The organism is Oxalobacter aliiformigenes, from assembly GCF_027116575.1.
In the GTDB taxonomy this organism is placed as follows: Bacteria; Pseudomonadota; Gammaproteobacteria; order Burkholderiales; family Burkholderiaceae_D; genus Oxalobacter; species Oxalobacter aliiformigenes.
On record NZ_CP098252.1, the window covers coordinates 923,228 to 949,528 of the forward strand.

At 55.4% G+C, this 26,301-nt stretch carries 20 protein-coding genes; 16 read left to right on the plus strand and 4 right to left on the minus strand.

What is annotated here, in order from left to right; translation table 11 throughout:
* Positions 1–101 precede the first annotated feature (101 nt).
* Positions 102–770: a transglutaminase domain-containing protein gene (locus NB647_RS04385; protein WP_269284373.1), complete on the minus strand. Its 669-nt coding sequence runs from the start codon at positions 768–770 to the stop codon at positions 102–104.
* Positions 771–1,730: 960 nt separating this feature from the next.
* Between NB647_RS04385 and NB647_RS04390 the strand changes: the two genes are divergently transcribed.
* The 12 genes from NB647_RS04390 (at position 1,731) to NB647_RS04445 (ending at position 15,617) form a co-directional block, all read left to right on the plus strand.
* Positions 1,731–2,510, plus strand: a complete 780-nt coding sequence (locus NB647_RS04390) for an AraC family transcriptional regulator (protein ID WP_269265385.1) — start codon at positions 1,731–1,733, stop codon at positions 2,508–2,510.
* Positions 2,511–2,574: 64 nt separating this feature from the next.
* On the plus strand, positions 2,575–2,739 hold the full coding sequence (locus NB647_RS04395; RefSeq protein WP_269284374.1) for a Rossmann-fold NAD(P)-binding domain-containing protein: 165 nt from the start codon (positions 2,575–2,577) through the stop codon (positions 2,737–2,739).
* Between the two features lie 34 nt (positions 2,740–2,773).
* Complete coding sequence (locus NB647_RS04400) at positions 2,774–3,295, plus strand: SDR family NAD(P)-dependent oxidoreductase (RefSeq protein ID WP_269284376.1); 522 nt, start codon at positions 2,774–2,776, stop codon at positions 3,293–3,295.
* Between the two features lie 337 nt (positions 3,296–3,632).
* Positions 3,633–4,430 (plus strand): Cof-type HAD-IIB family hydrolase, encoded by a 798-nt coding sequence (locus NB647_RS04405; RefSeq protein ID WP_269284377.1) that lies wholly within the window; start codon positions 3,633–3,635, stop codon positions 4,428–4,430.
* 210 nt (positions 4,431–4,640) lie between these two features.
* Positions 4,641–5,945 (plus strand): citrate synthase, encoded by a 1,305-nt coding sequence (gene gltA, locus NB647_RS04410; RefSeq protein WP_416143448.1) that lies wholly within the window; start codon positions 4,641–4,643, stop codon positions 5,943–5,945.
* A gap of 84 nt (positions 5,946–6,029) precedes the next feature.
* On the plus strand, positions 6,030–7,085 hold the full coding sequence (locus tag NB647_RS04415; protein ID WP_269284379.1) for a 5'-nucleotidase: 1,056 nt from the start codon (positions 6,030–6,032) through the stop codon (positions 7,083–7,085).
* Between the two features lie 427 nt (positions 7,086–7,512).
* Entirely contained in the window at positions 7,513–10,377 is a 2,865-nt protein-coding gene (locus NB647_RS04420) for a 2-oxoglutarate dehydrogenase E1 component (RefSeq protein WP_269265396.1), read from the plus strand.
* A gap of 75 nt (positions 10,378–10,452) precedes the next feature.
* On the plus strand, positions 10,453–11,850 hold the full coding sequence (odhB, locus tag NB647_RS04425; protein ID WP_269284381.1) for a 2-oxoglutarate dehydrogenase complex dihydrolipoyllysine-residue succinyltransferase: 1,398 nt from the start codon (positions 10,453–10,455) through the stop codon (positions 11,848–11,850).
* A 31-nt stretch (positions 11,851–11,881) separates the two neighbouring features.
* Positions 11,882–13,306: a dihydrolipoyl dehydrogenase gene (gene lpdA / locus NB647_RS04430; RefSeq protein WP_269284384.1), complete on the plus strand. Its 1,425-nt coding sequence runs from the start codon at positions 11,882–11,884 to the stop codon at positions 13,304–13,306.
* Positions 13,307–13,348: 42 nt separating this feature from the next.
* Complete coding sequence (locus tag NB647_RS04435; RefSeq protein ID WP_269284386.1) at positions 13,349–13,552, plus strand: hypothetical protein; 204 nt, start codon at positions 13,349–13,351, stop codon at positions 13,550–13,552.
* Positions 13,553–13,867: a hypothetical protein gene (locus NB647_RS04440; RefSeq protein ID WP_269284388.1), complete on the plus strand. Its 315-nt coding sequence runs from the start codon at positions 13,553–13,555 to the stop codon at positions 13,865–13,867.
* A 775-nt stretch (positions 13,868–14,642) separates the two neighbouring features.
* Positions 14,643–15,617 (plus strand): tyrosine-type recombinase/integrase, encoded by a 975-nt coding sequence (locus NB647_RS04445; protein WP_269265403.1) that lies wholly within the window; start codon positions 14,643–14,645, stop codon positions 15,615–15,617.
* A gap of 139 nt (positions 15,618–15,756) precedes the next feature.
* Here the strand turns inward: NB647_RS04445 and NB647_RS04450 are convergent, their stop codons facing one another.
* Positions 15,757–16,692 (minus strand): AraC family transcriptional regulator, encoded by a 936-nt coding sequence (locus NB647_RS04450; protein ID WP_269284390.1) that lies wholly within the window; start codon positions 16,690–16,692, stop codon positions 15,757–15,759.
* A 195-nt stretch (positions 16,693–16,887) separates the two neighbouring features.
* Here NB647_RS04450 and NB647_RS04455 point away from each other — a divergent pair, with 195 nt between their 5' ends.
* The 4 genes from NB647_RS04455 to NB647_RS04470 all read left to right on the plus strand — a co-directional run bounded on the left by NB647_RS04455 (position 16,888) and on the right by NB647_RS04470 (position 24,040).
* Positions 16,888–19,002: an FUSC family protein gene (locus NB647_RS04455; RefSeq protein WP_269284392.1), complete on the plus strand. Its 2,115-nt coding sequence runs from the start codon at positions 16,888–16,890 to the stop codon at positions 19,000–19,002.
* 362 nt (positions 19,003–19,364) lie between these two features.
* Positions 19,365–20,078 carry a hypothetical protein gene (locus tag NB647_RS04460; protein WP_269284394.1) on the plus strand — a complete coding sequence of 238 codons (714 nt, stop codon included), beginning with the start codon at positions 19,365–19,367 and terminating at the stop codon, positions 20,076–20,078.
* Positions 20,079–20,587: 509 nt separating this feature from the next.
* Positions 20,588–23,473, plus strand: coding sequence for an autotransporter domain-containing protein (locus tag NB647_RS04465; protein ID WP_269284396.1), 2,886 nt, complete (start codon positions 20,588–20,590; stop codon positions 23,471–23,473).
* Between the two features lie 303 nt (positions 23,474–23,776).
* Complete coding sequence (locus NB647_RS04470) at positions 23,777–24,040, plus strand: type 1 glutamine amidotransferase family protein (RefSeq protein WP_269284397.1); 264 nt, start codon at positions 23,777–23,779, stop codon at positions 24,038–24,040.
* Between the two features lie 394 nt (positions 24,041–24,434).
* Here NB647_RS04470 and pgaD read toward each other — a convergent pair whose 3' ends face one another.
* Both pgaD and pgaC read right to left on the minus strand, forming a co-directional pair.
* On the minus strand, positions 24,435–24,986 hold the full coding sequence (gene pgaD, locus NB647_RS04475; RefSeq protein WP_269284400.1) for a poly-beta-1,6-N-acetyl-D-glucosamine biosynthesis protein PgaD: 552 nt from the start codon (positions 24,984–24,986) through the stop codon (positions 24,435–24,437).
* A complete protein-coding gene (pgaC, locus tag NB647_RS04480) occupies positions 24,980–26,299 on the minus strand; it encodes a poly-beta-1,6-N-acetyl-D-glucosamine synthase (protein WP_269265413.1) in 1,320 nt (439 codons plus the stop codon). Before pgaC ends, pgaD begins: the two co-directional genes overlap by 7 nt.
* Positions 26,300–26,301 lie beyond the last annotated feature (2 nt).

The following is a 26,301-nucleotide window of genomic DNA, read 5'->3' on the forward strand; positions in this document are numbered from 1 at the left end:
AGGGGATGTGTCTGCCGGCATGATCGCATTTCCCGGCTGTTTTGTCACGGCTGGCCAGAGGGCGGGAGAGGGAGACGGGGTGTATGCCGCTTTCATGCCGCCTAGAACCAGAACCAGCTGCCGCCTTCCGCATTGCTGCGGGGATCAGCACGGAAATCTTCTGCCTCGATTTCGAGAATGTCAGGGTCTTCCAGCATATGGTCGGGCAGTTTTTTCAGGAGTTCCTGGATGTTTCTGGCGGCTTCCAGTGCGTTCATGCTGGCCCGGTGCGGGCGGGCGAAAATGCCCGGCCAGAAAAATTCCTTGTACTGGGGACGGTTGGCAAAAGCCAGTGCCGGTTCGTGCATCGAGAAACGGACGTTGATGTGATCGTTGTTGCCGCGTGCATCGAGCTTGATCCAGCGATGGCCGACGTGGACGGCATTGAAACAGTGGACGATGTAACCGTCTGAATCGTCATCCTTTTTGGTGACGTGCTGGTAACACATGCCGGTCGGGATTTTCTGGGAGCGCAAAAGCGCGGCCAGCAGGTTGGCCTTGGCGTGGCTGATTCCGGTTTTGTGTTTCAGGACGTCTGAAGCTCTGGCGGTGACGACAGGGGCGCTGACGTCAATGGAGTGCGAAATCTGGTCACGCACGAATTCGAAAGCGATCCGCACTTTTTCCAGTTCGCTGTTGACGCTCTTGAACAGGGCTTTGGACTGGTCGCGGACAATGGGGGATGAAAAATCGATATAAGGGGTTTCCTGCAAAAAGATATCGACGCTCATTTTTCGGTTACTCACTGGATAAATGAATGAAATCGGTTGGCCCGAAGAAAAACGTGATTTTACCTCTATTGTGCGGCAAGAATGTTTTCCCGGGACAAATTCTGCGGGAAATATGGGGATGGGCCGGCAAATATCAAGGGAACGGGAAGGCAAACCGGTTCGTGAATCGGAAAAGTCGATCTTTTCCGGCAGGAAAGGACGATGTGTGGAAACGCCGGTATCGGGCGGATGTTCCGGTATCGGTATTCGGAAATGAGAAGGCGAAGTGGCATGACGGAAGGACCGGGAGCAAGGTTTTCAGTCGCACCGGATTGTCGGCCTGACCGTTGGCGGAGCTTTCCCGTGATGATGCCGGTGCTGTCCGGCATTCGGTGCAGGATCGTATCGGGTACCGGCAGTCGGGAAGGTCGTAAAAGGAGTTTGTGAATCGTTTGGAGATATTTCACTGCTGTTTGATCGTGGGTTTTTATGGGGACTATATTTTCTTTCGCTGTTTTTTCCCGAATTTTTCCCTGGGTCATCCGGAAACCGGAATTTTTCAGGAAAACTTCAAATTCGGCATTCCCGAGAGTTTTGGGCCGTTTTCGATCTTTTCCGTTCATCCTGTTTCTCGCAGATCCCTGCCGGTCAGGGGTAAAGATTCCAGAAAAACAGTCCGGCTTTACCTGTTCGGGCCAAAGGGCTGACGTTCCGGTTTTTCCGGTAGCCATGATCCGTTTCTGTCTGGCAAAAGGGCGAGGGCACCTTGAAGGCAGGACATGACAATCTGGCGGAAAAGTGTTTCTGTCCCGAAGTCCGTCATGGTGCCGTATCCGCAAACGGGATGTCGCACCGGCTAATGGTCTTGCAAGGGGTCTGATATAATAAAAGTACCAGATGGCAGCTGAAAGGCGACCGGATATTCAATCTCCGGTAACGGGTTCACCCCTTACCGGATGGGACTGTTTGAAAGGAGGCGGGATGTCTTCTTACTTTTTGTTGCACGGCCAGCGTTTTTCGCTGTCGACGTTTACGGTACCGGCAAAAATCGTACCGCCAGGGCATGGCCAGAACGAAGTCTGGCTCGTGTATCTCCGGGCGGGGTTGCTCGTTGTGGAAGATGACCGTGGTTTCTGGAGTGTTTCTCCCGGTCAGGTCGCTTTTTTCCCTCCCGGTTGCCGGTATGAGATCGAGGCCTGCGGATGCATTTCGGGGGTTGCCGTTTCCCTGGCACCGGGATTGTGCGTGGGCCTGCCGGAAATCTCATGCGCGATGACCGTTTCCGGTTTCGTGCCCATGATTCTGGAGCGGGCGGTGACCTGGCAGCAAAAAGGGGGCGCTGGCATTTTCCAGCCGCTGGATCCCCGCCAGGAAAGATTGTTGCAAGTGTTGCTCGATGAACTGCATACCGGTTCGCAGGAGCTCGGGCGCCTGTTGCTGCCCAAGGGAAAGATGCTCAATGACATAGCCCGGGAAATCCTGAATAATCCGGGAGAGCGCAAGGGAATCGAGGAGTGGGCTTCGTGCATGGATATCAGTTCTCGCAGTATCAGCCGTCATTTTTCCCGTGAAACCGGCATGACGTTTGCCCAGTGGCGACAGGTAGCCAGTCTGCTGGTCGCCAGGAAACGGCTGGCGCAGGGAGAAAATGTCCAGCATGTCTCACAATCGGTCGGTTATGAGAATGTCAGCGCTTTCATTGCGTCTTTCAAGAGAGTCTATGGCATAACGCCGGCGCAGTTCAGGCAAATGTTCGATTGACGCCGGCGCTGCGTAGCCGTTTCTGCCGGGAATGTATCATCAGGCAGCGGTTATAGGAAAAGAGGTGGCCGAGTTGTTTTCCGCCAATGGCTGGCATGTTGTCGCCACGATGTGCAATCCCGAAAAGGGAAAAGAACTGGAACGTCTGCCGAATATCGTTGTCGTGCCGCTGGATGTGACGGACCAGAAACAGATCAGGGAAACCTGTCGGAAAGCGCTGAAACGATGACGTCGGTGTTCAGCAATGCCGGATATGGAGAATCGTGGCTCCACTGGAACGGATTTTCGAAGCGGATATACGGAATTTGTTCGATACGGATGTGATCGGGACGATGCGGGTGACGCAGCAGTTCATTTCTCATTTCAAGAAGTGCCGTGCGGGAGTCATTCTGACGGTCACCTTGCTTGCCGGTACGATCGCATTTCTCCGCGATGCCGTATATGGGACAGCCAAACGGGCACAGGAAGATATGGTCGAATCGCTTTATTATGAAATGGAACCTTTTGGTGTGGCCGTCAAGTCGATCATTCCCGGTGGTACGAAAACGAATTTCCGGATACCGTTAAACGACCTGACGGGATATGAAAGGGCGGCAGCCAACCAGCGAAAATACATACCGTGTTTTGTCTCCCGAAGAAGCCGCCGGCACCATCTGGCTGGTCGCCACGAACGGAAAAGACCGGTTGCGATGTCCGGCAGGCAGCGTCTGCCGGAAACTTTACGGACAGTACACCGGCATGGGCACCGAGGATTTCAAGCAGTATTTTTCGCGGATATTGTTTGAAGAATGAAAAAGAAACGGTACCTGAAGAACGGCAGGGCGTGGACAGATCTTTCATCTGTCTGTTGACCGAAGGATTTTCGTACGGAAAAGATATTTCCGTTGACGATTGCCGTTTGCCGGGCGGACGGGGGAAAATCCGTTTTTTTGTGTTCCTTTTTCTTCGCACCGGATGTGCCCGGTAAAACAGTGGCGGATAGCCGGAATCGCTGTCGGAAAGCGGGGATTTTTCCGGTTTCTTTTGGCCGGGATATATCATCCGTTTCCTGATTTGCCGGAAATGCCTGCATGATGTCTATAATGATAGTTTCTATCAATACATGCGAAGGGACAGTCGGGGATGAGCGGGATACCAGGTTCGGCAATCAGGGCCGTGTTTTTCGATATAGACGGAACACTGATCAGTTTCAGAAACCATACCATGCCGGAATCGACGCGGCGTGCATTGCATGCCCTGCGCGAGAAGGGAATCCGTGTTTATGTGGCCACAGGCCGTTCGAAAATGATGATGCCGTTCATGGACCGGTATTTTTCGTTCGATGCCTATCTGACCCTGAATGGCCAGTACTGTTACGGCGAAACCGGTGTGATCCGCAAGGAAACGATCGATGGCCGTGAGATCGTCCGGTTGAAGGAACTGATTAGTGAACGGCCGTTTCCCTGTCTGTTTGTCGAGGAAGACGGCATGTTTCTCAATTACTCGGATGAATCGGTAGAAGAACTGTGCCGGCTGATCGATCATCCGGTTCCGCCTGTCGCTCCTCTGGACAGGGTAAGGGAGAACGACACGCTCCAGTTCGTTCCTTTCCTGAAAGACGGGGAAGAAGGATTTCTGAAAGCGGCTCTGAAAAACGTGGAAATGACGCGTTCGGTTCCGTACTGTTTCGATGTGCTTCCGGCAGGAGGGGGCAAAGATGTCGGTATGGAAGCGGTGTTGCGCCGCGCGGGAATCGCACCGGAAGAAACAATGGCGTTCGGCGACGGATTCAACGACATGGGCATGCTTTCCTATGCCGGTATCGGGGTGGCTATGGGCAATGCGCACGATCCCGTCAAGGAAACGGCCGATTTCGTGACGAAAAGCGTCGATGAGGATGGCGTCATCCATGCCCTTCGCCATTTCGGGGTGCTTGAATGAACGGGTATGCCGGCCGTGTTTCCTGATACGGTGCCGCTTCGGCAAAACAGATTGCCGCCGGCGGGCCGGGCAATATTTTGGATTTCGCGTTTTTTGTGTTAAAAAGCAAATATGAAGACGAGAGCATTTATAATGCTTTCTTTTTTGTTTATGGACTTTACAGGGGGCTTTGGCATTCTGTTTTATTGAACTGATAGATATTGGATGAAAATGAACGATTCTGTAACGAAAGCGAAATTGTCGTTTGACGACGGCACACCAGCCGTCGAATTACCGGTTTACAAGGGCACGATCGGCCCTGACAGTATCGATATCCGGAAGTTGTACAACACGGCCGGAAAGCTTTCTTATGATCCCGGATTCATGGCGACGGCTTCCTGCCGTTCGGCCATTTCGTATATCGACGGGGACAAGGGCGAGCTGCTCTATCGCGGATACCCGATCGAACAGCTGGCCAAAGAGTGCAACTTCATGGAGACCTGTTATCTGCTTTTGAAAGGCGAGTTGCCGACGAAAGAGCAGTATGACGAATACGTCAGGAGCATCGCCAACTATTCGATGGTGCATGAGCAGATGCAGTTCTTTTTCCGGGGATTCAGGCGCGATTCCCATCCGATGTCGCTTCTGGTCGCAACCGTCGGCGCCCTGTCCTCGTTTTACCACGATTCACTGGATATTACCGATCCGGTTCACCGGGAGCTTTCCGCACTCCGCCTGCTGGCGAAAATGCCGACGCTGGTGGCGATGTCCTACAAATACAATGTCGGGCAGCCGTTCGTCTATCCACGCAAGGATCTGTACTATACCGCCAACTTCATGCGCATGATGTTCGCCACTCCGGCGGAAGATTACCGGATCAACGATGTGCTGGTGCGTGCGCTGGACCGCATCCTGATTCTGCATGCCGATCACGAACAGAATGCCTCGACGTCCACCGTCCGTCTGGCCGGCTCGTCCGGCGCCAATCCGTTTGCCTGCATTGCCGCCGGCATCGCCTGCCTGTGGGGCCCGGCGCACGGTGGCGCCAATGAGGCGTCGCTGGCGATGATCAAGAAAATCGGTTCCGTTGACAAGGTCGCCGGTTTCGTCAAGGCAGTGAAAGACGGTACCGCCGGAACGCGTCTGATGGGGTTCGGCCATCGCGTTTACAAGAATTTCGATCCACGTGCGACCTTAATGCGCGAAACCTGTCACGAAGTGCTGGAAGAACTGGGACTGAAGGACGATCCGCTTTTCAAGATCGCGCTGGAAATCGAACGCGTCGCTCTGGAAGACGACTATTTCGTTTCCCGCAAGCTGTATCCGAATGTGGACTTCTATTCCGGCATCGTCCAGTCCGCATTGGGTATTCCTTCTTCACTGTTTACCGGTATCTTCGCGCTGGCCAGAACGGTCGGCTGGATCGCCCAGTGGAAGGAAATGATTTCCGATCCGGAACAGCGTATCGGCCGTCCGCGCCAGCTCTATGTCGGTGAAGCGCGCCGCGATGTGGTACCGATGGACAAGCGTGGATGATCCGGATTTTTTTCCGTTTCGCAAACCGTACCGCAAGGTGCGGTTTTTTTGTTCAGGAAACCTTTTTCAGGATGGTCGTTGCCCATGGCATTTGATTTGAGCAGGACACTAGTTATCGGTATCAGTTCGACCGCTCTTTTCGATATGAGCGAGTCTGACGGACTGTTCAGAAAACTCATGGCGGAAGACCGGCAACATGCCATACAGCGTTATCGTGAATATATGCTCGCTCATGAAAACGAACATCTTGAGCCCGGTACAGGGTACCCGCTGGTCAGTGCCCTGCTGGGGTTGAACCGGTTTGGAACACATGATGATCCGGTACCGCTTGTCGAGGTAGTCATCATGTCCAGAAACAGTCCGGAGACAGGTTTTCAGGTATTAAATACGATCAGGAATGACCGGCTGGCGATTACACGTTCAGCTTTTACCGGAGGGGAACCGGTATCCGGTTATATCAGGGCGTTTGACGTGGATCTTTTTCTGACCACCAATATCGAGGATGCACAAAGTGTGATTGATTCGGGATCCTGTGCCGTAGCCATATTGAGAGATCCGCCTGAAACGGTGCGGACGGTGTCGAAAGAGCAGGTGCGTCTGGCATTTGATGGTGATGCCGTGCTGTTTTCGGAAGAAAGTGAACTGGTTTACAAGACACAGGGTCTTGACGCTTTTCAGAAAATGGAAGACGAAAAGCAGGATATTCCTCTTGCCGAAGGATCCTATGCGACATTTTTGAAAAAACTGGCCGCCTTGCAGGAAAAACTGAACAAAAGCGGAAATGGTTCTTCGATCAGAATCGCTCTGGTGACTTCACGGAATTCTCCTTCCGAAATGCGTGTGATCAAAACGTTGAGGAGTTGGGGAGTTCATATTGATGAGGCATTCTTTCTGGGAGGCGTTGACAAAACCAGCGTTCTGACGGCTTTCAATCCGCATATTTTTTTCGATGATCAGGATATTCATCTCGAAAAGGCGGAACAACTGGTTCCCTCAGGAAAAGTCCCGTATTCCAGTCGGTCGCCGTTTTCAGGAAATCGTTATACGGTTCTTGAACCGAAGTGGAGACAGGCTGATTCGCCTGTTGTTCAGGAGAAACATAATAAGCCGAAGGAGCCAGTAGCGTCACAGGGTTCCTGAAATGTCTTTTACCGTGATGTACAGGGAAACATCGCCATCATGCCGATATTTTCCGTTTCGCACACCGTAAGGAATCCCGGTATTCAGTAAACAGATATTTTCACAGGCGCTTCAGGACAGAAGCAGGATCTGTTTTCCTGTATCCGGTGTCCTGTACGGATTGTGATGATTTGTACAGGACCCCTATGTCGATTTTTGCTTCCGGTCAATGTTCTTCTATTCCAATATGCCACGATAGTTTCCTGTACCGCCCGGGCTGTGGCGGGCGCTTCTGAACGGTTACCGGGGTATAATCTCCTTGTAAGAGCCTGGCGGAGCCGGTATGGTTTATGCCGTGTGCCGCCGGCGGGTTCGGCCTGTTGCAGCAGGCGCTGGCAGGAAGACAGGGCACAGCTTTCTGTTTTCCGTAAAGGGAAAGGTGGGCATCATGATGCAGGAATATCAGGACAACTCGTATCTTTTTGCAGGCAATGCGCCTTATGTGGAAGAACTTTACGAAGCGTATCTCGACAATCCCGCTTCCGTTCCGGAGAACTGGCGGGCCTATTTCAATTCAATGCAGAATGTCCCGGCGGTGGACGGGAGCAATCGTTCGGATGTCCGGCATGGTCCGGTAGTGGCGGCTTATGCCGAACGGGCACGGCATTCTCCTTTCAAGATTCTGGTTCCCAAAGGGAATGCCGAGCTGGAGCGCAAGCGCATCGCTGCCCAGCAGATGACGGCGGCTTACCGTTTTCTGGGGACGTACTGGGCGAAACTCGATCCGCTGGAACGGCATGAACGGCCGCATATTCCGGAACTGGAACCGTCTTTCTACGGGTTCACCGATACGGATATGGATCTGGTGTTCAATATCAGCAACACCTATTTCGGCCGTGAAACCGCGACATTGCGCGAGCTTTTGCAGCTTTTGCGCGAGACGTACTGCCGCTCGATCGGGGCGGAATTCATGTATATCACCGATCATGCCCAGAAACGCTGGATCGAGGAAAGGCTGGAATCCATCCAGTCCAGGCCGAATTTCACGGCGGAAGAGAAGCGGCATATTCTGGAGCGCGTGACGTCGGCCGAATGCATGGAACGGTATCTGCATACGAAATATGTCGGCCAGAAGCGTTTTTCGCTGGAAGGCGGGGAAAGTTTCATCGCGTCGCTGGACGAAGTGATCCAGCGTGCGGGAACGAAGGGCATTCAGGAAATCGTGCTGGGCATGGCGCACCGCGGGCGGCTGAATGTGCTGGTCAATATCATGGGCAAGATGCCGTCCGACCTGTTCGCCGAGTTCGAGGGCAATTTGCCGGAGAACGAGTTGCCGGCCGGAGATGTGAAATATCATCAGGGGTTCGTGCGTGACGTTTCGACACCGGGCGGTCCGGTTCATCTGTCTCTGGCGTTCAATCCGTCTCATCTGGAAATCGTTGATCCGGTCGTGGAAGGTTCCGCCAAGGCGCGGATGGTGCACCGGGGCGATCCGGACGGTTCGCAGGTCATGCCGGTACTGGTGCACGGGGATGCATCGTTTTCGGGACAGGGGGTCGTCCAGGAAACGCTGAACATGGCGCAGACGCGCGGTTACAGCACGGGCGGCACGGTGCACATCGTGCTGAACAACCAGATCGGTTTCACCACGTCGGATGTGCGCGATGCCCGTTCGTCGCTGTATTGCACCGATGTCGCCAAAATGATCGAGGCGCCTGTTTTCCATGTGAACGGCGACGATCCGGAAGCGGTTGTTCTGGCCACCCGAATCGCGCTGGATTTCCGGATGGAATTCCGCAAGGATGTCGTGGTCGATATCGTCTGTTACCGCAAGCTCGGCCATAACGAGCAGGATACGCCGGCCATGACGCAGCCTCTGATGTACAAGAAGATCGCCATGCTGCCAGGTGTACGGAGCCTGTATGTGGACAGACTGGTCAATCAGGGAATCATCACGAGAGCCGATGCCGAGGCGCTGGTGGCCGGGTACCGTGCCCGGATGGATGCCGGCGTGCCGATCGTGTCGCCGGTCATGACGAACATGAAAAGCCAGTCGGCCCTGCAATGGCAACCGATTTTGCAGCAGCGGGGAGGGGTGGAAGACGTCGTTACCGCCATGCCGGTGGAAGAGCTGAAGCGCCTGTCCGAACGGATCACGACCATGCCGGAGTGGCTGAAACTGCATCCGCTGGTCGAACGTGTCATTCGCGACCGCTCGGCCATGGGACGCGGCGAGATGCCGGTGGACTGGGGAATGGCCGAACATCTGGCCTATGCGTCGCTGGTTTCCGCGGGTTTTTCGGTGCGGCTGGCGGGGGAAGATTCCGGACGCGGCACGTTCGTGCACCGTCATGCCGAACTGCACGATCAGAACCGCGAACGCTGGGATGCAGGTGTCTATATTCCGCTTCAGCACATTTCGCCGAACCAGGCCAGTTTCACGGTCATCAATTCGCCGCTTTCCGAAGAAGCGGCGCTGGCTTTCGAATACGGTTTCGCCACATCGGCACCCAATACACTGACGCTGTGGGAAGCGCAGTTCGGCGATTTCGCCAACGGGGCGCAGGTCGTGATCGACCAGTTCATCAGTTCGGGCGAAGCCAAATGGGGCCGTGCCTGCGGGTTGGTCATGCTGCTTCCGCACGGGTTCGAGGGGCAGGGCCCGGAACATTCATCGGCACGTCTGGAAAGGTATCTGCATCTGTGTGCGGACAACAATATGGAAGTGGTGCAGCCGACGACAGCGGCCCAGATTTTCCATGTATTGCGCCGCCAGATGCTCAGGATGCAGAGAAAACCCCTGATCGTCATGACGCCGAAATCGTTGCTGCGTCACAAGGATGCCGCGTCACCACTGGACGGGCTGGCGAACGGATCGTTTTTGCCGGTGCTGGGGGAAGTGGACAAAACCCTGGATATGGAAAAAGTGAAACGGGTTCTGGTTTGTACCGGACGCGTCTATTATGATCTGGCGCACCGCCGTGCAGAACTGGGCAGGCAGGATGTGGCGATTGTCCGTCTGGAACAGATGTATCCGTTCCCGCATGACGAACTGTCGGACGAATTCCGGCGTTATCCGGCGCTGGAAGAAGTGATGTGGGTGCAGGACGAGCCGGAAAACCAGGGGGCATGGCTGCAGTTGCTAAGGCCGATTTTCGATTGCATGCAGGCAGGGCAGAAACTGGCATATTCTTCGCGTCCGGCCTCGTCGTCACCGGCGGTCGGATACTTCCAGAAGCATCTGGCACAGCAAAAGGAGCTGGTCGGTGCCGCTTTCGGCCCTATGCCTGAAATGGTCATCGTCCGGTCATGAAAAGATAACAGAAGAAAGAAATAAAACCGGGTCGTTTTTATTGATGTGACTCCGAATTTTTGAGTGGAGAAATTTATGGCGGTTCTTGAAGTGAAAGTCCCCCAGTTATCGGAATCGGTAACGGAAGCCACGCTGTTGCAGTGGCACAAAAAGGCGGGAGATGCGGTTGCGCTGGATGAAAATCTGGTCGATATCGAAACGGACAAGGTGGTTCTGGAACTGCCTTCGCCGGCAGCCGGTGTGCTGGCGTCGGTGCTGAAAAAGGACGGCGATACGGTGGTGGCCGGCGAAGTCATCGCGACGGTTGATACGGTTGCCGTTGCTGTGGCGGCTGAAAAAGATCCTTTTGTCCAGGCAGACGGCGTGAAAACGTCTGCCGCCGTACCGGAAACGGCGGTATCCAGGGCGGTTGCCAATGCCGTGCCCGCCACGCCGGGTCCGGCGAAAACCGTGGAAACGCCTGTTGATTCCACTGCATTCGACAGCGAACGGGACATGCCCGATCCGGCCGATTATCCTTCCGGCATCGTCATGCCGGCGGCTGCCCGGATGATTGCCGAGCTGGGTATGGATGAAACCGAGGTGACCGGTACCGGCAAGGACGGGCGTGTGACCAAGGAGGATGTGGAACGCGCCTGGGCGGCAAGGGGAACCGATCTGGCCGAAGATGAGAAGGCGATCGAGCAGGCCACGCGTCGTCCTGTCCCGACGGCGGCGACATCCTATACACCTTCCGGATCGACCGGGCAACAGACGGTTTACGGTGCGACGAACCGTACGGAAAACCGTGTGCCGATGAGCCGTCTGCGTGCCCGTGTGGCGGAAAGGCTGATCCAGTCGCAACAGTCCACCGCGTCGCTGACGACGTTCAACGAAGTGAACATGCAGCCGGTGCTGGACTTGCGCAAAAAGTTCGGCGAGCAGTTCGAAAAGGAACACGGTGTCCGGCTGGGCCTGATGTCTTTTTTCGTCAAGGCCGCCATTGCGGCGCTGAAACGTTTTCCGGTCGTCAATGCGTCCATCGACGGGAACGATATCGTCTATCACGGCTATTACGATATCGGGATCGCCATCAGCTCGCCGCGCGGTCTGGTGGTGCCGATCATGCGTGATGCGGATTTGATGACGATTGCGGAAATCGAGAAGAAAATCAACGAACTGTCGATCCGGGCGCGGGAAGGCCAGCTGACGCTGGAAGACTTGACCGGTGGCACATTCTCCATTTCCAACGGCGGGATTTTCGGATCGATGCTTTCCACGCCGATCATCAATCCGCCCCAGTCCGCGATTTTGGGCATTCATGCCACCAAGGACCGGCCCGTTGTCGAAAACGGCCAGATCGTGATCAGGCCGATGAATTATCTGGCGCTGTCTTATGACCATCGTCTGATCGACGGGCGGGAAGCGGTATTGGCCTTGAGGACGATGAAAGAGACGCTGGAAGATCCGGCACGTCTGCTTCTGGATCTGTGAACGGGATGCATGTGTGGCGAAAGGACGGAATATGAGTGTGGATTTCGATGTGGCGGTGATCGGGGGAGGCCCGGGCGGTTATATCGCCGCGATACGTGCCGCGCAGCTCGGCATGAAAACGGTCTGTATCGATGACTGGAAAACGGATGGCAGGCCGGCGCCCGGCGGGACGTGTACCAATGTCGGGTGCATTCCGTCCAAGGCACTGCTGGAGTCATCCTCGCATTACGAGTTGGCCAAGGAGGGGCTGGGCCATTTCGGGGTCGAGATCGGCAACGTCGGGCTGGATATCGCCCGGATGCAGGCCCGGCGCGCTTCCATCGTTCGCCAGAACAATGACGGGATCGCTTTCCTGTTCCGCAAGAACAAGGTCACGTTTTTCAATGGAACCGCTTCGTTTACCGGTTGCCGCAACGGGGAGTACCGGATCAGTGTGACGGGGGATGAGTCCCGCCAGTTCACCTGTACGCATGTCATCGTCGCCACCGGTTCGAAACCGAGAGCATGGCCCGGCGTTCCGTTCGATGAGAAGTATGTGCTTTCCAATGCCGGCGTGCTGGCAATGGAGTCGGTACCGGAATCCCTGGCGATCATCGGAGCCGGTGTGGTCGGGCTGGAAATGGGGTCTGTCTGGCGGCGGCTCGGATCGAATGTGACCCTGTTCGAATCGCAGCCGGCGCTTTTGGCCGGTGCGGACAGACAGATCGCGCAGGAAGCGCAGAAACAGTTGACGCGGCAGGGACTGACGATCTTCACAGGCGCGACAGTCCGGCAGGTCAGGCCGGTCAGGGGCGGTGTATCCATCGAATACGACGATGCCCGGGGGCAGGTGACGAAGGCGGTGTTCGACAAGCTGCTGGTTTCTATCGGCCGTGTGCCTTATACGGATGGACTGGGAGTGGAAAATGTGGGCTTGAAATGCGACGAACGCGGTTTCATCGCGGTGGACGGCCTGTGCCGCACGAACCTGAAAAACGTCTGGGCCATCGGTGATGTCGTGCGCGGGCCGATGCTGGCGCACAAGGCGGAAGAGGAAGGTGTGGCGGTCGCCGAGCGCATTGCCGGCAAATACGGGCATGTCGATTACCGGACGATTCCCTGGGTCGTCTATACCCATCCGGAAATCGCTTGGGCCGGGCGGACGGAAGAGGAGCTTGCCGAGAAAGGCATAACGTACAAAAGCGGTGTTTTTCCGTTCATGGCCAATGGACGGGCGCGTACGATGGGAACGACTGAAGGGTTCGTGAAAATACTGGCCGATGCGAAAACCGATGAAGTGCTGGGCGTTCACATGATCGGGCCGATGGTCTCCGAACTGATTGCCGAGGCGGTCATGGCGATGACGTTCAAGGCGTCGTCCGAAGATATCGCCCGGATCTGTCACGCGCATCCGACCCTGTCCGAAGCGGTCCGGGAAGCGGCGCTGGCCGTTGACGGCAGGGCGCTGAATATGTAAGCGTGCATGTGACGTCCCGTGAGCGGAGACGGGGAATGTGCGATGACGGTGATATGTTCCGTCATCGCGGCCGGCGGATATCATGATCAGAATGAGCACTCCACTCTGATGAATCCGGAAATGTTTGTCTGGAGTATTTTCGAGGGAAGGAACAAGCCTGTCCGGCAGATATTCGGGATAGATGGATGGCTGGAGCGGAAATGGTCGGATGATAGAGAACGGTTCTTCGATGCACGAATGCCGTAAATGCAAAGGCGATTCGGGGCTGGCCGAATTGTCGGAGTATCTCCCTTCATTCCACAACACGGAATCCGGGATGAAACCGGCGCCTGCCGCGATGTGTTTACCCGGTTGGTTCTGCTTGTCGCCAGTCAGTGCGAACCCGCCGAAAGCCGGGCAGGACAACAGAACGACAGCCAGTACCGGGAAAATGCGTCTGATATGGTGGACATGGAATTACCTGAAACCGAATTTTTCCTTGCCCGGATCACCCGGGATGATGCCGGAAATCGGATAACCGGAAATCGCGAAGAAAACATCGACATCGATAAATCCGTCTAAAACATTTGGGAAAGGCGTGAAGGACGAGTTCACAGAATACCGCAACGTTTCCCAAACCGTCGATATCCGGATTGCGGTTTATCCGTTGTGTTGTCATTGTGCCGGCGGAATTTTCATCTCAAACGGCAATATCCTGTGAGATGCACTTGGATATGAATGTTGGGACTCTATCCGGTTTGCCGGTCGGGGAAACCGTTTTCTGGCATGGCATACCGTTTGCCGGATCCCCCCAAAAATGTTCCCGTTTCGAGATACCGGAAATTCAGACAGGGAATCGTGTCCGGATTGTCGCTGGTGTCTTGAGAAATATTTTTTCATTCGTGCTCCGGACATAGGGTCATGAAGAGGAAGCGGCGGAAAAAACGGGGTTGCAGGGAGATTTTCCGGTTTTGTGATTCTGCCGGAACCGGAAAATATTCATGAAACAAATTTTTCCAGTTTCACACGTCACCGGAAAAACATCGCAGAGTATTGAATATTAAACGGAATTTCTGATGGGACATTTTGGTCTAACACGAATGGTGAAAAATGATGGTTTACATATGTTTTCCGCTTAATTAGTATTATCTGTGCAGGAAACGTAAGCCTGCCTGATATGACCGGCCGTTACTTCATCGTTCCTCCTTTCAGCAGCATCCGTTAATCGCGACTAACGGATGCTTGTTTTTTGTAACAAGGCGTTGTGAGAGCTGCAAAGCCGGTGACGGCTGCCGATTTTTTCTGCCGTGACGGAGGGATAGCGTGTAAAACGGTGTCCATTTTGAAAGGAATGTTTATGGGAGTTTCAATAACACGTTTTTCACATCATTTTTCCAGCTTTTACCAGCTTTCCACCCGTTTTCTGCTGTCGCAGGAATTCCGGCCCACGACGGTCAGGACATACCGGACGGCACTTTCTTCCTTTTTCTGCTGGCTGTCTGCGATGGGGATCGATGCGCCCATGCGCGAGCATGTCGTTTCATGGAAAGAGTTCGTCAAGGAAACCAGTTCGCTGGGAACGGCACAGACCTATCTGGCGGCGATCAAACTGTTTTTCAAATGGACGGGACAACAGGGAATGTATCCCGATATCGCGGCGTCCGTGAAAGGTATCCGTGTCGGCCGCTTTCCGAAAAAGGATTTTCTGGCGCTTGATCAGGTGCTTGTCATTCTGAAAAAGGCGAAAGAGGGCAACAGCGCCTCGCGCGATTATGCGATGGTTTTTCTGATGGTGACCTGCGGGTTGCGTGTTTCCGAAGTGGCTCATGCCGATGTGGGAGACCTGAGATATGTCGGCGGTGAACCGGTACTTTATGTGTATGGCAAGGGACGGGACGGCAAGACGGATTCCGTCAATGTGCCGAAAAAGGTGGCGGCGGTCATTTACCAGTATCTGGGCACGCGGACCGATCTGACCGCGAATTCGCCGCTGTTCGCCTCGGTCAGCCGGAACAATAGCGGGGGCCGCCTGACTTCACGCAGTATCAGCCGTATCGTGAAAAACCTGTTGCAGCGTTCGGGGTTCGACGGTGACAGAATGACGGCGCATTCCCTGCGCCATACGGCCGTGACGATGTCGCTGGAAGCGGGAGCGACCCTGCAACAGGTGCAGCAGTTCGCGCGGCACAGTCTGATTGTGACGACCCAGATTTATGCCCACAATCTGGAGCGGCTTCGCAATCCCTGTTCCAACAAGATCGCCAGTCTTTTGTTGCGTTATGAAAAAACGCATCGCGATGCGAAAGACGAGAACGGGAAAGTGACGGCCTGATCCGGCCGGATACTTGCCCGGCAGGAAGTTTTGGCATTCGTTTTGATGCGGGATGGTTGTTTTGCCCGTACAAGACGGATACAGGCGGTTTCTTTTGGCACGAAGTCCATACCCGGAGAGACCGCCAGCCACAACAGGATCATACTGGCCCGAAAAACGTTTTGCGGGCGCGGGTGGCGGAAGCGGAAGGCGATTCGCCGAAAAAGCGCTTGTATTCCCGGCTGAACTGTTTGATGTTTTCATAGCCGACAGCCAGAGCCGCTGTCGAAATGTACTGCTTCTCGACCAGAATCAGCCTCTGCGCTTCGTGCAGCCGCAACTGCTTCTGGTATTGCAGGGGAGAGAGCAGGGTAATCTCCCTGAAGTGGCGGTAAAACGTCGAGGGAGCCATGTTTACGGTCTGGGCCAGTACCTCGACCTGAAGCGGTTCCCGGTAATGTTCTCTCAGCCACATGACGGCACGGGCGATCCGGTTGCCCCGGGTTCCGGCCGTGTTCACCTGTCTCAGAAGTTTGCCCTGTCGTCCCGTCAGCATGCGGAAGTGGATTTCTTCGATGATCAGCGGCGCGAGAAAGGGAATGGATCGGGGTTCGTCGAGCAGGGCGACCAGTCGCGAAAATGCATCCAGCACATCGATGTCGATTCCGGCGATGGAAATGTTTTCCGGGGTTTCCGGTTCGGCTTCCGTGGCTGAAACGGGGGGAATTTCCCGGGCGAAACGGGCGGCGAGATACCGGTCTACCTGCAACGAAACGGAGAGAAAAGGTTTTTCGGGAGTGGCTTTCGTGTAGTAATTGACACTGGGGACATCCACGCTGTGGACGAGACATTCCCCTTCCTCGTAATGGTATTCCCGTTCCCCGAGAAACGAATTCCGCTGTCCCTGGATGACGGCCGTGATGGCGGGCGGATAGAAACAGTTTTCCGAGAGGTAATTCCAGTCCCGCCGGTAGAGAATCAGGCCGGGAATGACGGTCGGCCAGTTGCCCGGCTCGGGCATGCGCGGAAGGATTTTTCCGGCTATCGTGCGGTTGATGGCCGCGATGCGTGTCTGTCTTTCGTCGGATCCGGTCATGATTCGGTCGGTATGTTCGGACAGGAACCGTTTTATCAGAACTGGCCGTGATTGTATACAGGTTGAGAGGATTGTGCACCCAATGAATAAAATCGTGTGTCCCGTTCGGACGGAATAAAACATATAGTTCCCATCCGGAAGCCGAATGGCGACAGGCATCCGGCTTCCGGTATGTGAACCAATCCGTTTTTCATCATGCCAAACCGGATTACGCGGGACGATATCCTTTTTTCAGTCAAGAGTTTCATGGCAGCCATGCTGGCGCTGTATCTGGCGTTCAGGCTGGGGTTGCCCCGCCCTTTCTGGTCGCTGATTTCGGCTTATGTCGTGTCGCAGCCCTTTTCGGGAGCGACCCGTTCCAAGGCCGTTTACCGGGTGGCCGGGACGGTTGTCGGAGCGGTCATGACCATGCTGGTCGTGCCGAGATTCGTCGGGTATCCCGTATTGCTGTCGATCATTTTCAGTGTCTGGATCGGTGTATGCCTTTATGTTTCCCTGCTGGACAGGACTCCCAGGGCCTACGCTTTCATGTTGGCGGGCTATTCGGTGCCGATCATCGCCTTGCCGGTTCTGGCGGACGTTTCCGTTTTCAGCGAAGCGGCCCTGTTCGAGGCATCCCTGGCGCGGGTGGAGGAAATCGTGTTGGGGATTGTCTGTTCGGCGCTGGTTCACAGCGTCATTTTGCCCAGAGGGGTGGACAGAACCGTGCTGGAAAGACTCGATCAGGCGCTGAAAGACATCCGCCTGTGGGTACAGGAAATTCTTTCGGAAGCGCCGGCGAACCGGACGATGGAACTGCACAGGCTTTCGCAGACGGTTTCGGAACTGAGGACGCTTTCCACCCATCTTTCATTCGATACATCCAATGTGCGCTGGACAACCGGACTGGTGACGGAACTGCAAAATCGTTTTTCCACACTCGTGCCCGTTCTGGCGACGGTCGGGGACAGGCTGGACGTACTGAAAGCCGGATATGGCGGCAGTCTGCCCTTGCCCTGGCAGAAGGTGCTGGCGGCCATCAGTCACTGGGTGGCGCACGGCAGCGGTAGCGATCGGGGAATTGTCGTCCGCCTGCACAGGGAAATCGACCGGATCGTTCCGGAAACCGGCAGAACATCGGAGAAACAGGACAGGTTGCTCGTCAATCTGGGAATGGAACTGCAACGTCTGCTGAACGAATGCGAACGGTGTTTCGATTTGCGGCGTGCCATCGATGCCGGCATGAACGGGGACTTGCCGCTCATGGAAAAACGGAAGGCGAAAACATCCGCGGTTTCACTGTTCGTCGACCGCCGGGTTGCGCTGGTTTCCGCACTGGCCGCGGCGCTGGCGCAAGGACTTTCCTGCCTGTTCTGGATTCTTTCCGGCTGGCCGACGGGGGTCAGCATTCCGGTCAATGCCGGCATTTACTGCATGTTTTTCGCTTCGCTGGACAATCCGTTGCCGGCCATCCGCCTGCAATTCATCTATATCACCCTGTCGACGCTCACGGCGGGTCTGTATCTGCTGCTTCTGCTGCCGTCCGTCCACAGTTTCGAAATGCTGATGATGATGTTCGCGCCTTTTTTGCTGGTCATGAATATTCTCATGGTCAAACCGGCAACAGCCATGCGGGCTACTCCGTTCATGATGCTGACGATCTGTTCCATGACCATGTTCGATACCGGGACGGCCGACATGACGACCTTCATCAATTCCGAGCTCAGCCAGTCGATCGGTATCGGCATGTCCCTTTTCTGCACCTGGATGTTCCGGGTCGTCAATGTCGCTTCCGTGACACGGCGTCTGGTGCTGAAAATGTGGGACGACATCGCCAGACTGGGCGATACTTCCCGGGCGCCGTCCATGATCGCGCTATCGGTCAGGATGGTCGATGGCATCAGCCTGCTGGTTCCGCGCCTGTCGCAGCTGGAAAAGCAGAAACATGTGACGGGGGTGGACGGCCTGTCCGCTGCCGGCATTCTGTCCGATCTGTGTGTGGGACTGAACATGGCCAGGCTTTTGCGGCTGGAAAGGAGACTGTTGCGGTTCGGTGTGCCGGTTCGTCCCCTGTTGCAGGCCTTGTCCGGTCATTACCGTGACCGCATGGCGGCAAGGCCGGAAGGCGATGCCGGCATACTGGCCATGCTGGATGCGGCACTCGAAGACGTCGCGATGCTTCCCGCCGGTCCTGTCCGGAAAGCCGCTGTGGCCGCCCTGGCGGGAATACGGCGCGATCTGTTCCGCAATACGGCACCGTTTCCCGCCGGAAAATCAGCGTACGGAGAAGACGGGCATGAAGCCGGTCTTTCCGTCGCCAACGGTTCCTGAACTTTTTTCATGAGTCTTTTCCGGTCTCGAACGGCATGAGAGCGGCATACCGGAAAATTGTCCGGCAATGGCTATGGCTGGTGCAGATCTTGCCACGAAACCGTCCGGGAAGTTTTGGGAAACGGGGTGGTCGGATTGCAGACGGAAACCTTTTCCGGAAACAGGGTACCGGCAAAAACAGTCCCCGGAAAACCCGATGCCGGTACCAAAAATTTTGATGGTAAAATGTCTCATTTAACATGTTTGCGTCAGGATTCATGACTTCATTTGGACAGGAGTGCGATTTGGAACCGTCAGACGCCCCGTGCAGGGGGCAGGACAGGAAGTCAGGTGCCCCATATGGGAGGGAAAGTCGGGACAGGGTGTTTTCTTCTCGCGGAGTGACACGGTTTTTTTCCGTCATGGTTGCCGGTATGCTGACCGGCATGGCGCCGCTTCATGCCGCCGATATTTCCGCAGACAGCATGATGCCGGAAAAACCGGGACCGGAAATCATGGCCATTCTGGATCATTTTCCAGCCGGTTCGATCGATTCGGTCATGAAAGCCGACCGGGTGCTGGAAGTCGTCCGGATTGAAAAAGCCAATATCAAGGCCCGTCTCTATAATGAAAAACTGGAATGCAACAAAAAGTTTTTCGTTAACTGGTGTTACGAGGAAGCGGAAGAGCGGCAGCGTATCGATTCGCAGGCATTGCATATGCTGGAGGTGGAAGCGAAACGCTTCAAACGCAGCGATGACATCCGGCAGCGTGATCTGGCCGCAGATGAACGCAGGGCGGAAAGCGAGGCAGATGCCTTGCAACGCGCTGAAAATGTGGCGGCACATGAAGCACGTGTGAAACGGGTTCAGGAAAGAGCGGCCCGGCAGGCCGCCGCGGCGAGAGGAGAGACAGCCACACCGGAAGCCAGGCATGAAGGCAACCTGATGACTCCGGCAGAGAAAGCGGAAAATGTCCGTGAATACGAAGCCAAACAGAAGGAAGCCATCAAACGACAGGAAAGAGTCCGGCAGAAAAGAGCCGAGACGCAACAGAAACGCGACAGGAAAGCGGCAGAAGAAGCGGCGGACAAATAAGCCGGAACAGACATGGTGAGGAAAAAAGGGCGGAAAAACCGCCCTTTTTTCATGGAAGAAATCCCGTCGCGACGAAACAGAAAAAATTGTTGCAGGAAAAAAACATCCCTGCCGACAAGGGAAACGTCCGCCAATACTTACAAACAGATCCGTTAATACTTATTAACTGCCCCGTTCATCCTTTCCGGCCACAACAGCCGGCAAAGCCAAGTCTATCAAAATTCAGGAAAAAACCGGATGCGAAATGAAACGCTCATCGGTGCCGATGGGGTTGTCACCCTAACGGAAAGAGAAACAGATCGAAGAAAATCATCAATGAAATCATGCGCCTGCATAGTTTTCAATGCCTGTTAATAAGTATTAGCAGACATTTCGGGAGCAGCGGCGAACAGGCGGGGTCACACAAGACCGACAACATCTTTCGGAGAAACCGGTACCGGACAGGCCGGAGAACACGAACGAAAGGAACAGACGACCGGAAGCCGGGAAGAAGACGATGAGGAAAGCGAATGAACAGGATATATAAAGTGATCTGGAACCGGGTGCGTGGCGGATATGTGGTGGTTGGCGAGCATCAGGTGGCGAAAGGCAAATCCGGGAGGGTGAAGATGGTGCAGGCGGCCATATTGTCCGGTGCATTGGTTTTGGGGAATATGGCACTGGCGGATGCGCAGGATTTTTCCATCCCGATTACCGGAAAAGAGGCGGCTTACGACGGTATCAGGTCGGGGACAGACGGAAATTATACTTATACATTCGGGGCGGGAGACTACCTGACGATCTCCGATAGCAATGCTTCGACGGGCATCGATATCTCCGGTTCCACCCGGTCCATCGGGATCAACGGACTGGAGTTGTCCATTGGCCAGGAAGACCGGTATCCGGTTCTGAAGGGAGTCAATCTATATGGTGACGACAAGTCGTTTTCGATGGATAGCGGAAGGGTGACGGTTTCATCGGAAAACACCAGTATGACAGCGGACGCTTACGGGATTTATGTCGAGAGCAACGGGCAAACGGTCACGCTGGGTGATCTGGCCATTTCGGCCAGTGCGATTACCGGCGGGGAGAATGCCACCGCTTATGCCCTGTCCACCAGCAATCTGGACAATACAATCGAAGGGGGCGATCTCGTTCTGACGGCCTCGGCAAAAAGTGCACAGTATGCATTTGCCAGCGGGATAACCGCCTGGCAGAATGCGGGAGATACCAGCCTTCCCGGCAGTACGATCGGTCTGAAAGATCTTTCCGTAACAGTTTCGGCCGAAGTGACCGGTGCTGATGGCGAAGCGTATGCCGCAGGTATCAATGGCGACGATAAGAGCGAAATTCGTACGGGAAATGGTGATATTGCCATTTCAGCCAAATCGGCCAGCGGGTCGGCTGTCTATGCCGCCGGTATCGACAGCCGGAACGGTTCGGTCAGCATGGGGGATGCAACCGTGAAGGTTTTGGCGGAAGGGGTGGACAATACGGTAGCCGCCTACGGTATCCGGGCCTGGAACGACAATGACAGCGTCCGTACCGGTCACGTCGATGTGACGGTACAGGCAACGGGCGGTTCCGAAGACAACGGGTATGTGGAAGCGATAGCCCTGCTGGCCAATGGCGGGGAAGTCAGTGTGGTCGGCGGGACGCTTGCCGCCGTTTCGGAAAAAGGCTATGTCGCCGGGGTACATGCCAATGGAGGGACGAGCGTTACACTGGGATCGGAAAACGATACCCTGAAAATCGTCGCTTCCGGAACGGATACGGCAGTCGGCATTTACGCCGGTTCCAACTCGGACGTTTTGCTCCACGGGAATGTGTCGGTTGCGTCACCTGTCGCGCTTCAGGGAGCCGGAGCGGTTACGGTGGCCAATGGAACGACAGTACTGGATGGAAGAACAGACGGTTTTACCGGTGTGCTCAATGTCCGGGGAAAAGTGGCGGTCGGCATGAGTGAAACGGAAGCCGCCGACACACTGGCATCGACGTCCGGCTCCGCTCTGATGATCGCGGCCGGGAGCACCCTGTATGGAGCCACGACAGTCGGCTCGACAGCGACGGGAACGGCCGGAACAGGAAGCAGCCTGACTGTCGGCAGCGACGGAACCCTCATTATCAAAGCCGGAAACGGTTACAACGGAACCGATCCGCTGGTGACGGTCGATAAAGCCGCGATGGATGCCTCATCCACCCTGAAACTCGTCAATACCGCAGCTATCGCCGACAATACAACCATCTTTAGTTTCCGGGATGGAACAGGACCGGCATCCTGCCGGCTGGAAACGGATAACCTGCTGAAAGTCGTCCGGGACAACAAGCTCGTCACCACAAGCGCGACGGATGCGTTCGGCGGATCGCTGGCTGCGTCGGGAGTCATTGACGAAGCTTTCGGTTCGACCGGAACGCTGGCAAGAGAACGCATTGTCACCATAACGACGGATACGACGGCACAGACCGCTGCCAAAACCCTCAATAAAATCGCCCTGATGGGAACTGCCGGAGCGGCCCAGGCGGTATCTGTAAACACGGCAGGAGTCCTGTCGGATACTCTGGAAAGACATGGAAGCCGGCTGAGAGGTTACGACCACCGTCAAAAAGGGGCCGACCTGTGGATAGATCTGAACGGCCACGCCAGCAAGGCAAGCCGTTACAGCGCCGGCAATACCCGTTACGGTTACAAAAGCGAAATGGCCGGAGCGACGATCGGTATGGACTGGGCACATGGAAACGGGTTCACCACAGGCGCGGCTTTGAGCTTCGGAACCGGGACGGCCCGGGGACAGGGAAACGGCGGCGGGACCCACAACGAAATCGACTACTGGGGATTTCATCTCTATGGGATCTATACCCATGACCCGTTCAATCTGATCGGTCATGTCGGCTATCTGGAAACTTCCAATGAAATCAGACAGCTGGGCTACAAGGGCGAACCGGATGTGAAAACGTTTTCCGCCGGATTGAGAGTGGAAAAACCGTTGGCCCTCAATGAAACCGTGACTGTCATGCCTCACGTCGGGCTGCGCTATCTGCATATCGACATGGACAGCTTTTCCGCCGGTGGCTTCCGTTACGGGGCGGATAAGGCCGGATTGATCCAGACCCCGGTCGGCGTGGCGTTGAACGGAAGCCTCAAAACCGCAAACGGCATGCAGGTCAAACCGTTCATCGACATCACCATCACACCGGCGTTCGGCGACAGAAAAACAGACAACCGGTTCGGCATGGAAGGAGGCTGCGTCACCGATACCCTGAGTACCCGGATAGCGGGAGATACCCTGTATATAGCAAGAGCCGGCGTGGAAGCGAGCCACCAAAACCACAGCTTCGGGCTGAATATCGGTGTGGGAAGCGGAGACGACGGGCGCATCGATCAGGAACTCATGGCCCGATATCGTTACAGCTTCTGACCGGAAAAAACGGAAAGTGGAAAGAAAGGGAACGGAGACGTTCCCTTTTTGTTTTTCTGTCAGGTTGGCGAAAACGGCGTTGCAGCAGGGGCGTCCTGACGGGAATGGATACCGGTTGCGGAAAGGAAGATGTCCGGTATGGGGACCGTTCGGGATGGGGCATGTTCCCCATTTCGGGGATGAAGAACCGGACGCTAAAATGATCCGTGATGTTCTTCCGGCCGGTTTTGGGGGATGCTGTATGAAACGTTTCCGGGTTATGCCGGTACCGATTGCGGTGTTTTTTTCTGGGGAGTGTTTGCGATGGATAAACCGAAGGTGATGGTGATGCTGGCTCCGGGGTTCGAAGAAGGGGAAACGGTCACGATTCTGGATATTGTGCGTCGTGGCGGGTTTGCGGCGGACAGTGTGCGGTATGTCGCGGATGTAGTCGTACGTGACGGGAAGATGATTGCCAGCCGTGCTCCGGGGGCGGTTTTGCCGTTCGCTTTTGCTCTGGTTGATGCATTGGGAGGCGACAGCGCGCCGATCAGGAAATCCTTTCTGTATGACGAAATGAAAGCGTAGCCTGATGGCGTGAAAGAGGTATCAGGACAATAGGCGGTGTGTCCGTCTGACTGTAGCTGGCAGATATGACGGGACAAGGCGTTTCGGCGGTTTGGGCAGGGCAGGATGCAAAAAAAATGGAGGATTGCCGTCCGACAGACGGTACCGGCAGGATGTTTCCACCGTATGGTTATGGTCGGCCGGCTCCGTAAAAACGGGATCCGGTGCCCGGGCAGCATGTCGCCGGTTTGGCGTATAAAGGAAGGATGAGAGAAAAAACAGGGCGCTTCAGGAAGGGAAGCGCCTGAATTTTCCCATGGAAGATACCGGTTTCACCGGTTCGTGGTCGGGGTGTGGCGGGAAGGATAAAACGGGCCGGGCCCGTTTCGCCTCTTTCCCGGACCGGCCGGCAGGATCAGTTGGATGTCGCCAGCTGGACAGTCGGGCCGGACAAGAATTCCGGATTCATGTTTCTGTCCATGTCCGTTTTTTTCCGGGCAGGCAGTGTCGTGGCATGGTATCTGACACCGGTGATGTTTCCGGCGTCATCGAACAGGCAGGTCATGATTCCTGTCTGCTGCATGCGCCGGATTTCAGCTGTATCCAGACCGCAGAATCCGGCTGTTTCATCCAGACTGACCGGTACCGGACGGGTCGTGCGTCTGTTGCGGCTTCCCTGAAAGCGCAGCTTGTTATACAGTGCCCACAGCAGGAAGGCACAGACGAATCCGCCGATTACGGGGAAGTACCGCGACATGACGGTCTTGATCGCCAGAATGTCCTTGTAATCGATGATGTTCGAAAACAGGGAGTAATCGATTGTCCAGCTGCACAGCGCAAAGAATGTGGAAAGGATGTAAAGCAGGACACCCCAGAACAGGATCGGCAGGAATATTCCCAGCGCTTTCTGTCCGGCCGACTGTTTGTGTTTGTAGCATACGATCAGGTTTTTTGGATCAATTACCATTTTGTCTTCCCTTTTTCATTTGATTCATCATTTTGCCGAAGCAGTGTGTTTTTATCCGGTTCGCTGCCGATTCCCCTGTCCGTGGTGTGCCAGCGGCCCCGTTTTTTCCCGCCGGAAAAAAACATGGCTTTGGGGAAAGCGATCAGCGAGACAATCCAGTTCAGCAGCCAGTAAAAGAGCGGATACCAGATGATTTCCAGATAGATCCCGCCCAGATTGCTGTCGTATTTCCGGGCCATGAAAAAACAGACGGCGAACTGCAGCAGGCAGGTCAGTCCCAGTACCAGTCCCGTATAGGGAGAGGCGAAGAACGGTTCTGCCGAAGAGGCCGGAAAATCGACGAACAACTTGAATATTCCGGTCAGCATCAATGCGAGGAGGGTGTAACTCCAGACGATGCTGGCGATATATTCGATGAAAATTCCCCAGAAACGGCGTTCTTTCCAGCTGAAGAGGTAACGGCAATAGTTTTTGAAGGCTTCCGCTCCTCCGACAGCCCAGCGCAGCCGCTGTTTGAACAGGCCGCCCAGGGTTTCCGGCATCAGGATCCAGCAAAGGGCATGGGGCTCGAACCGGATGTCCCAGTGCGCAAGCTGCAATCTCCAGCTCACGTCGATGTCTTCGGTGATGGTCAGCTCGTTCCAGTAGCCGATGCTGTGCAGCGCGCGGCGGCGGAACGCCCCGATCACTCCCGATATGGTGAAGATGCGGCCGTAAATCCGCTGGGCACGTTTCAGAAGTCCGACGATGGCGGAAAACTCGCCGACCTGGATGCGGCCCAAGAGCGTGCTGCGGGTGCGTATGCAGGGATTGCCCGTGACCGCGCCGACCCGGGGACTGTGGACGAAATGGCTCATGATCCAGGTGACGGCATAGTGGTCCAGTATGGCGTCTCCGTCGATGCAAACCAGAAATTCGCCCCTGGCGGCCATTGCTCCCGTTTTCAGCGCAACGGCCTTGCCCTGGTTGGTCGCCAGCTGGACGACCCGCATGCGGGGAATGGTTCTTGCCAGCATTTCCAGCTGCTGGCCGGTATCGTCGGAACTGCCGTCATTGATGGCCAGAATTTCGTAATTCGGATAGTGCATGTCGGCCAGTGCAGTAAACGTTTCGATAGCGTTCGAGGATTCGTTGTAGCAGGGCACCAGAACGGATACAAGCGGATATTCCGGCAGTTCAGGCGGAACCGTGTAGCGTCTTCCCCTTTCATACCGGTAGTAGTACACCAGCGCTCCCGACATCCACAGATACGACATCAGCAGCGGATAGAAGAAGGCGAAATCAAATAGCAGTTCTGTCAAGCGATCGAGCATAT

Coding starts and splice junctions, on each gene's coding strand:
- NB647_RS04385 (WP_269284373.1), bottom strand. CDS start 770: ATGAGCGTCGATATCTTTTTGCAGGAAACCCCTTATATCGATTTTTCA.
- NB647_RS04390 (WP_269265385.1), top strand. CDS start 1,731: ATGTCTTCTTACTTTTTGTTGCACGGCCAGCGTTTTTCGCTGTCGACG.
- NB647_RS04405 (WP_269284377.1), top strand. CDS start 3,633: ATGAGCGGGATACCAGGTTCGGCAATCAGGGCCGTGTTTTTCGATATA.
- gltA (WP_416143448.1), top strand. CDS start 4,641: ATGAACGATTCTGTAACGAAAGCGAAATTGTCGTTTGACGACGGCACA.
- NB647_RS04415 (WP_269284379.1), top strand. CDS start 6,030: ATGGCATTTGATTTGAGCAGGACACTAGTTATCGGTATCAGTTCGACC.
- NB647_RS04420 (WP_269265396.1), top strand. CDS start 7,513: ATGATGCAGGAATATCAGGACAACTCGTATCTTTTTGCAGGCAATGCG.
- odhB (WP_269284381.1), top strand. CDS start 10,453: ATGGCGGTTCTTGAAGTGAAAGTCCCCCAGTTATCGGAATCGGTAACG.
- lpdA (WP_269284384.1), top strand. CDS start 11,882: ATGAGTGTGGATTTCGATGTGGCGGTGATCGGGGGAGGCCCGGGCGGT.
- NB647_RS04435 (WP_269284386.1), top strand. CDS start 13,349: ATGACGGTGATATGTTCCGTCATCGCGGCCGGCGGATATCATGATCAG.
- NB647_RS04440 (WP_269284388.1), top strand. CDS start 13,553: ATGCAAAGGCGATTCGGGGCTGGCCGAATTGTCGGAGTATCTCCCTTC.
- NB647_RS04445 (WP_269265403.1), top strand. CDS start 14,643: ATGGGAGTTTCAATAACACGTTTTTCACATCATTTTTCCAGCTTTTAC.
- NB647_RS04450 (WP_269284390.1), bottom strand. CDS start 16,692: ATGACCGGATCCGACGAAAGACAGACACGCATCGCGGCCATCAACCGC.
- NB647_RS04455 (WP_269284392.1), top strand. CDS start 16,888: ATGCCAAACCGGATTACGCGGGACGATATCCTTTTTTCAGTCAAGAGT.
- NB647_RS04465 (WP_269284396.1), top strand. CDS start 20,588: ATGAACAGGATATATAAAGTGATCTGGAACCGGGTGCGTGGCGGATAT.
- NB647_RS04470 (WP_269284397.1), top strand. CDS start 23,777: ATGGATAAACCGAAGGTGATGGTGATGCTGGCTCCGGGGTTCGAAGAA.
- pgaD (WP_269284400.1), bottom strand. CDS start 24,986: ATGGTAATTGATCCAAAAAACCTGATCGTATGCTACAAACACAAACAG.
- pgaC (WP_269265413.1), bottom strand. CDS start 26,299: ATGCTCGATCGCTTGACAGAACTGCTATTTGATTTCGCCTTCTTCTAT.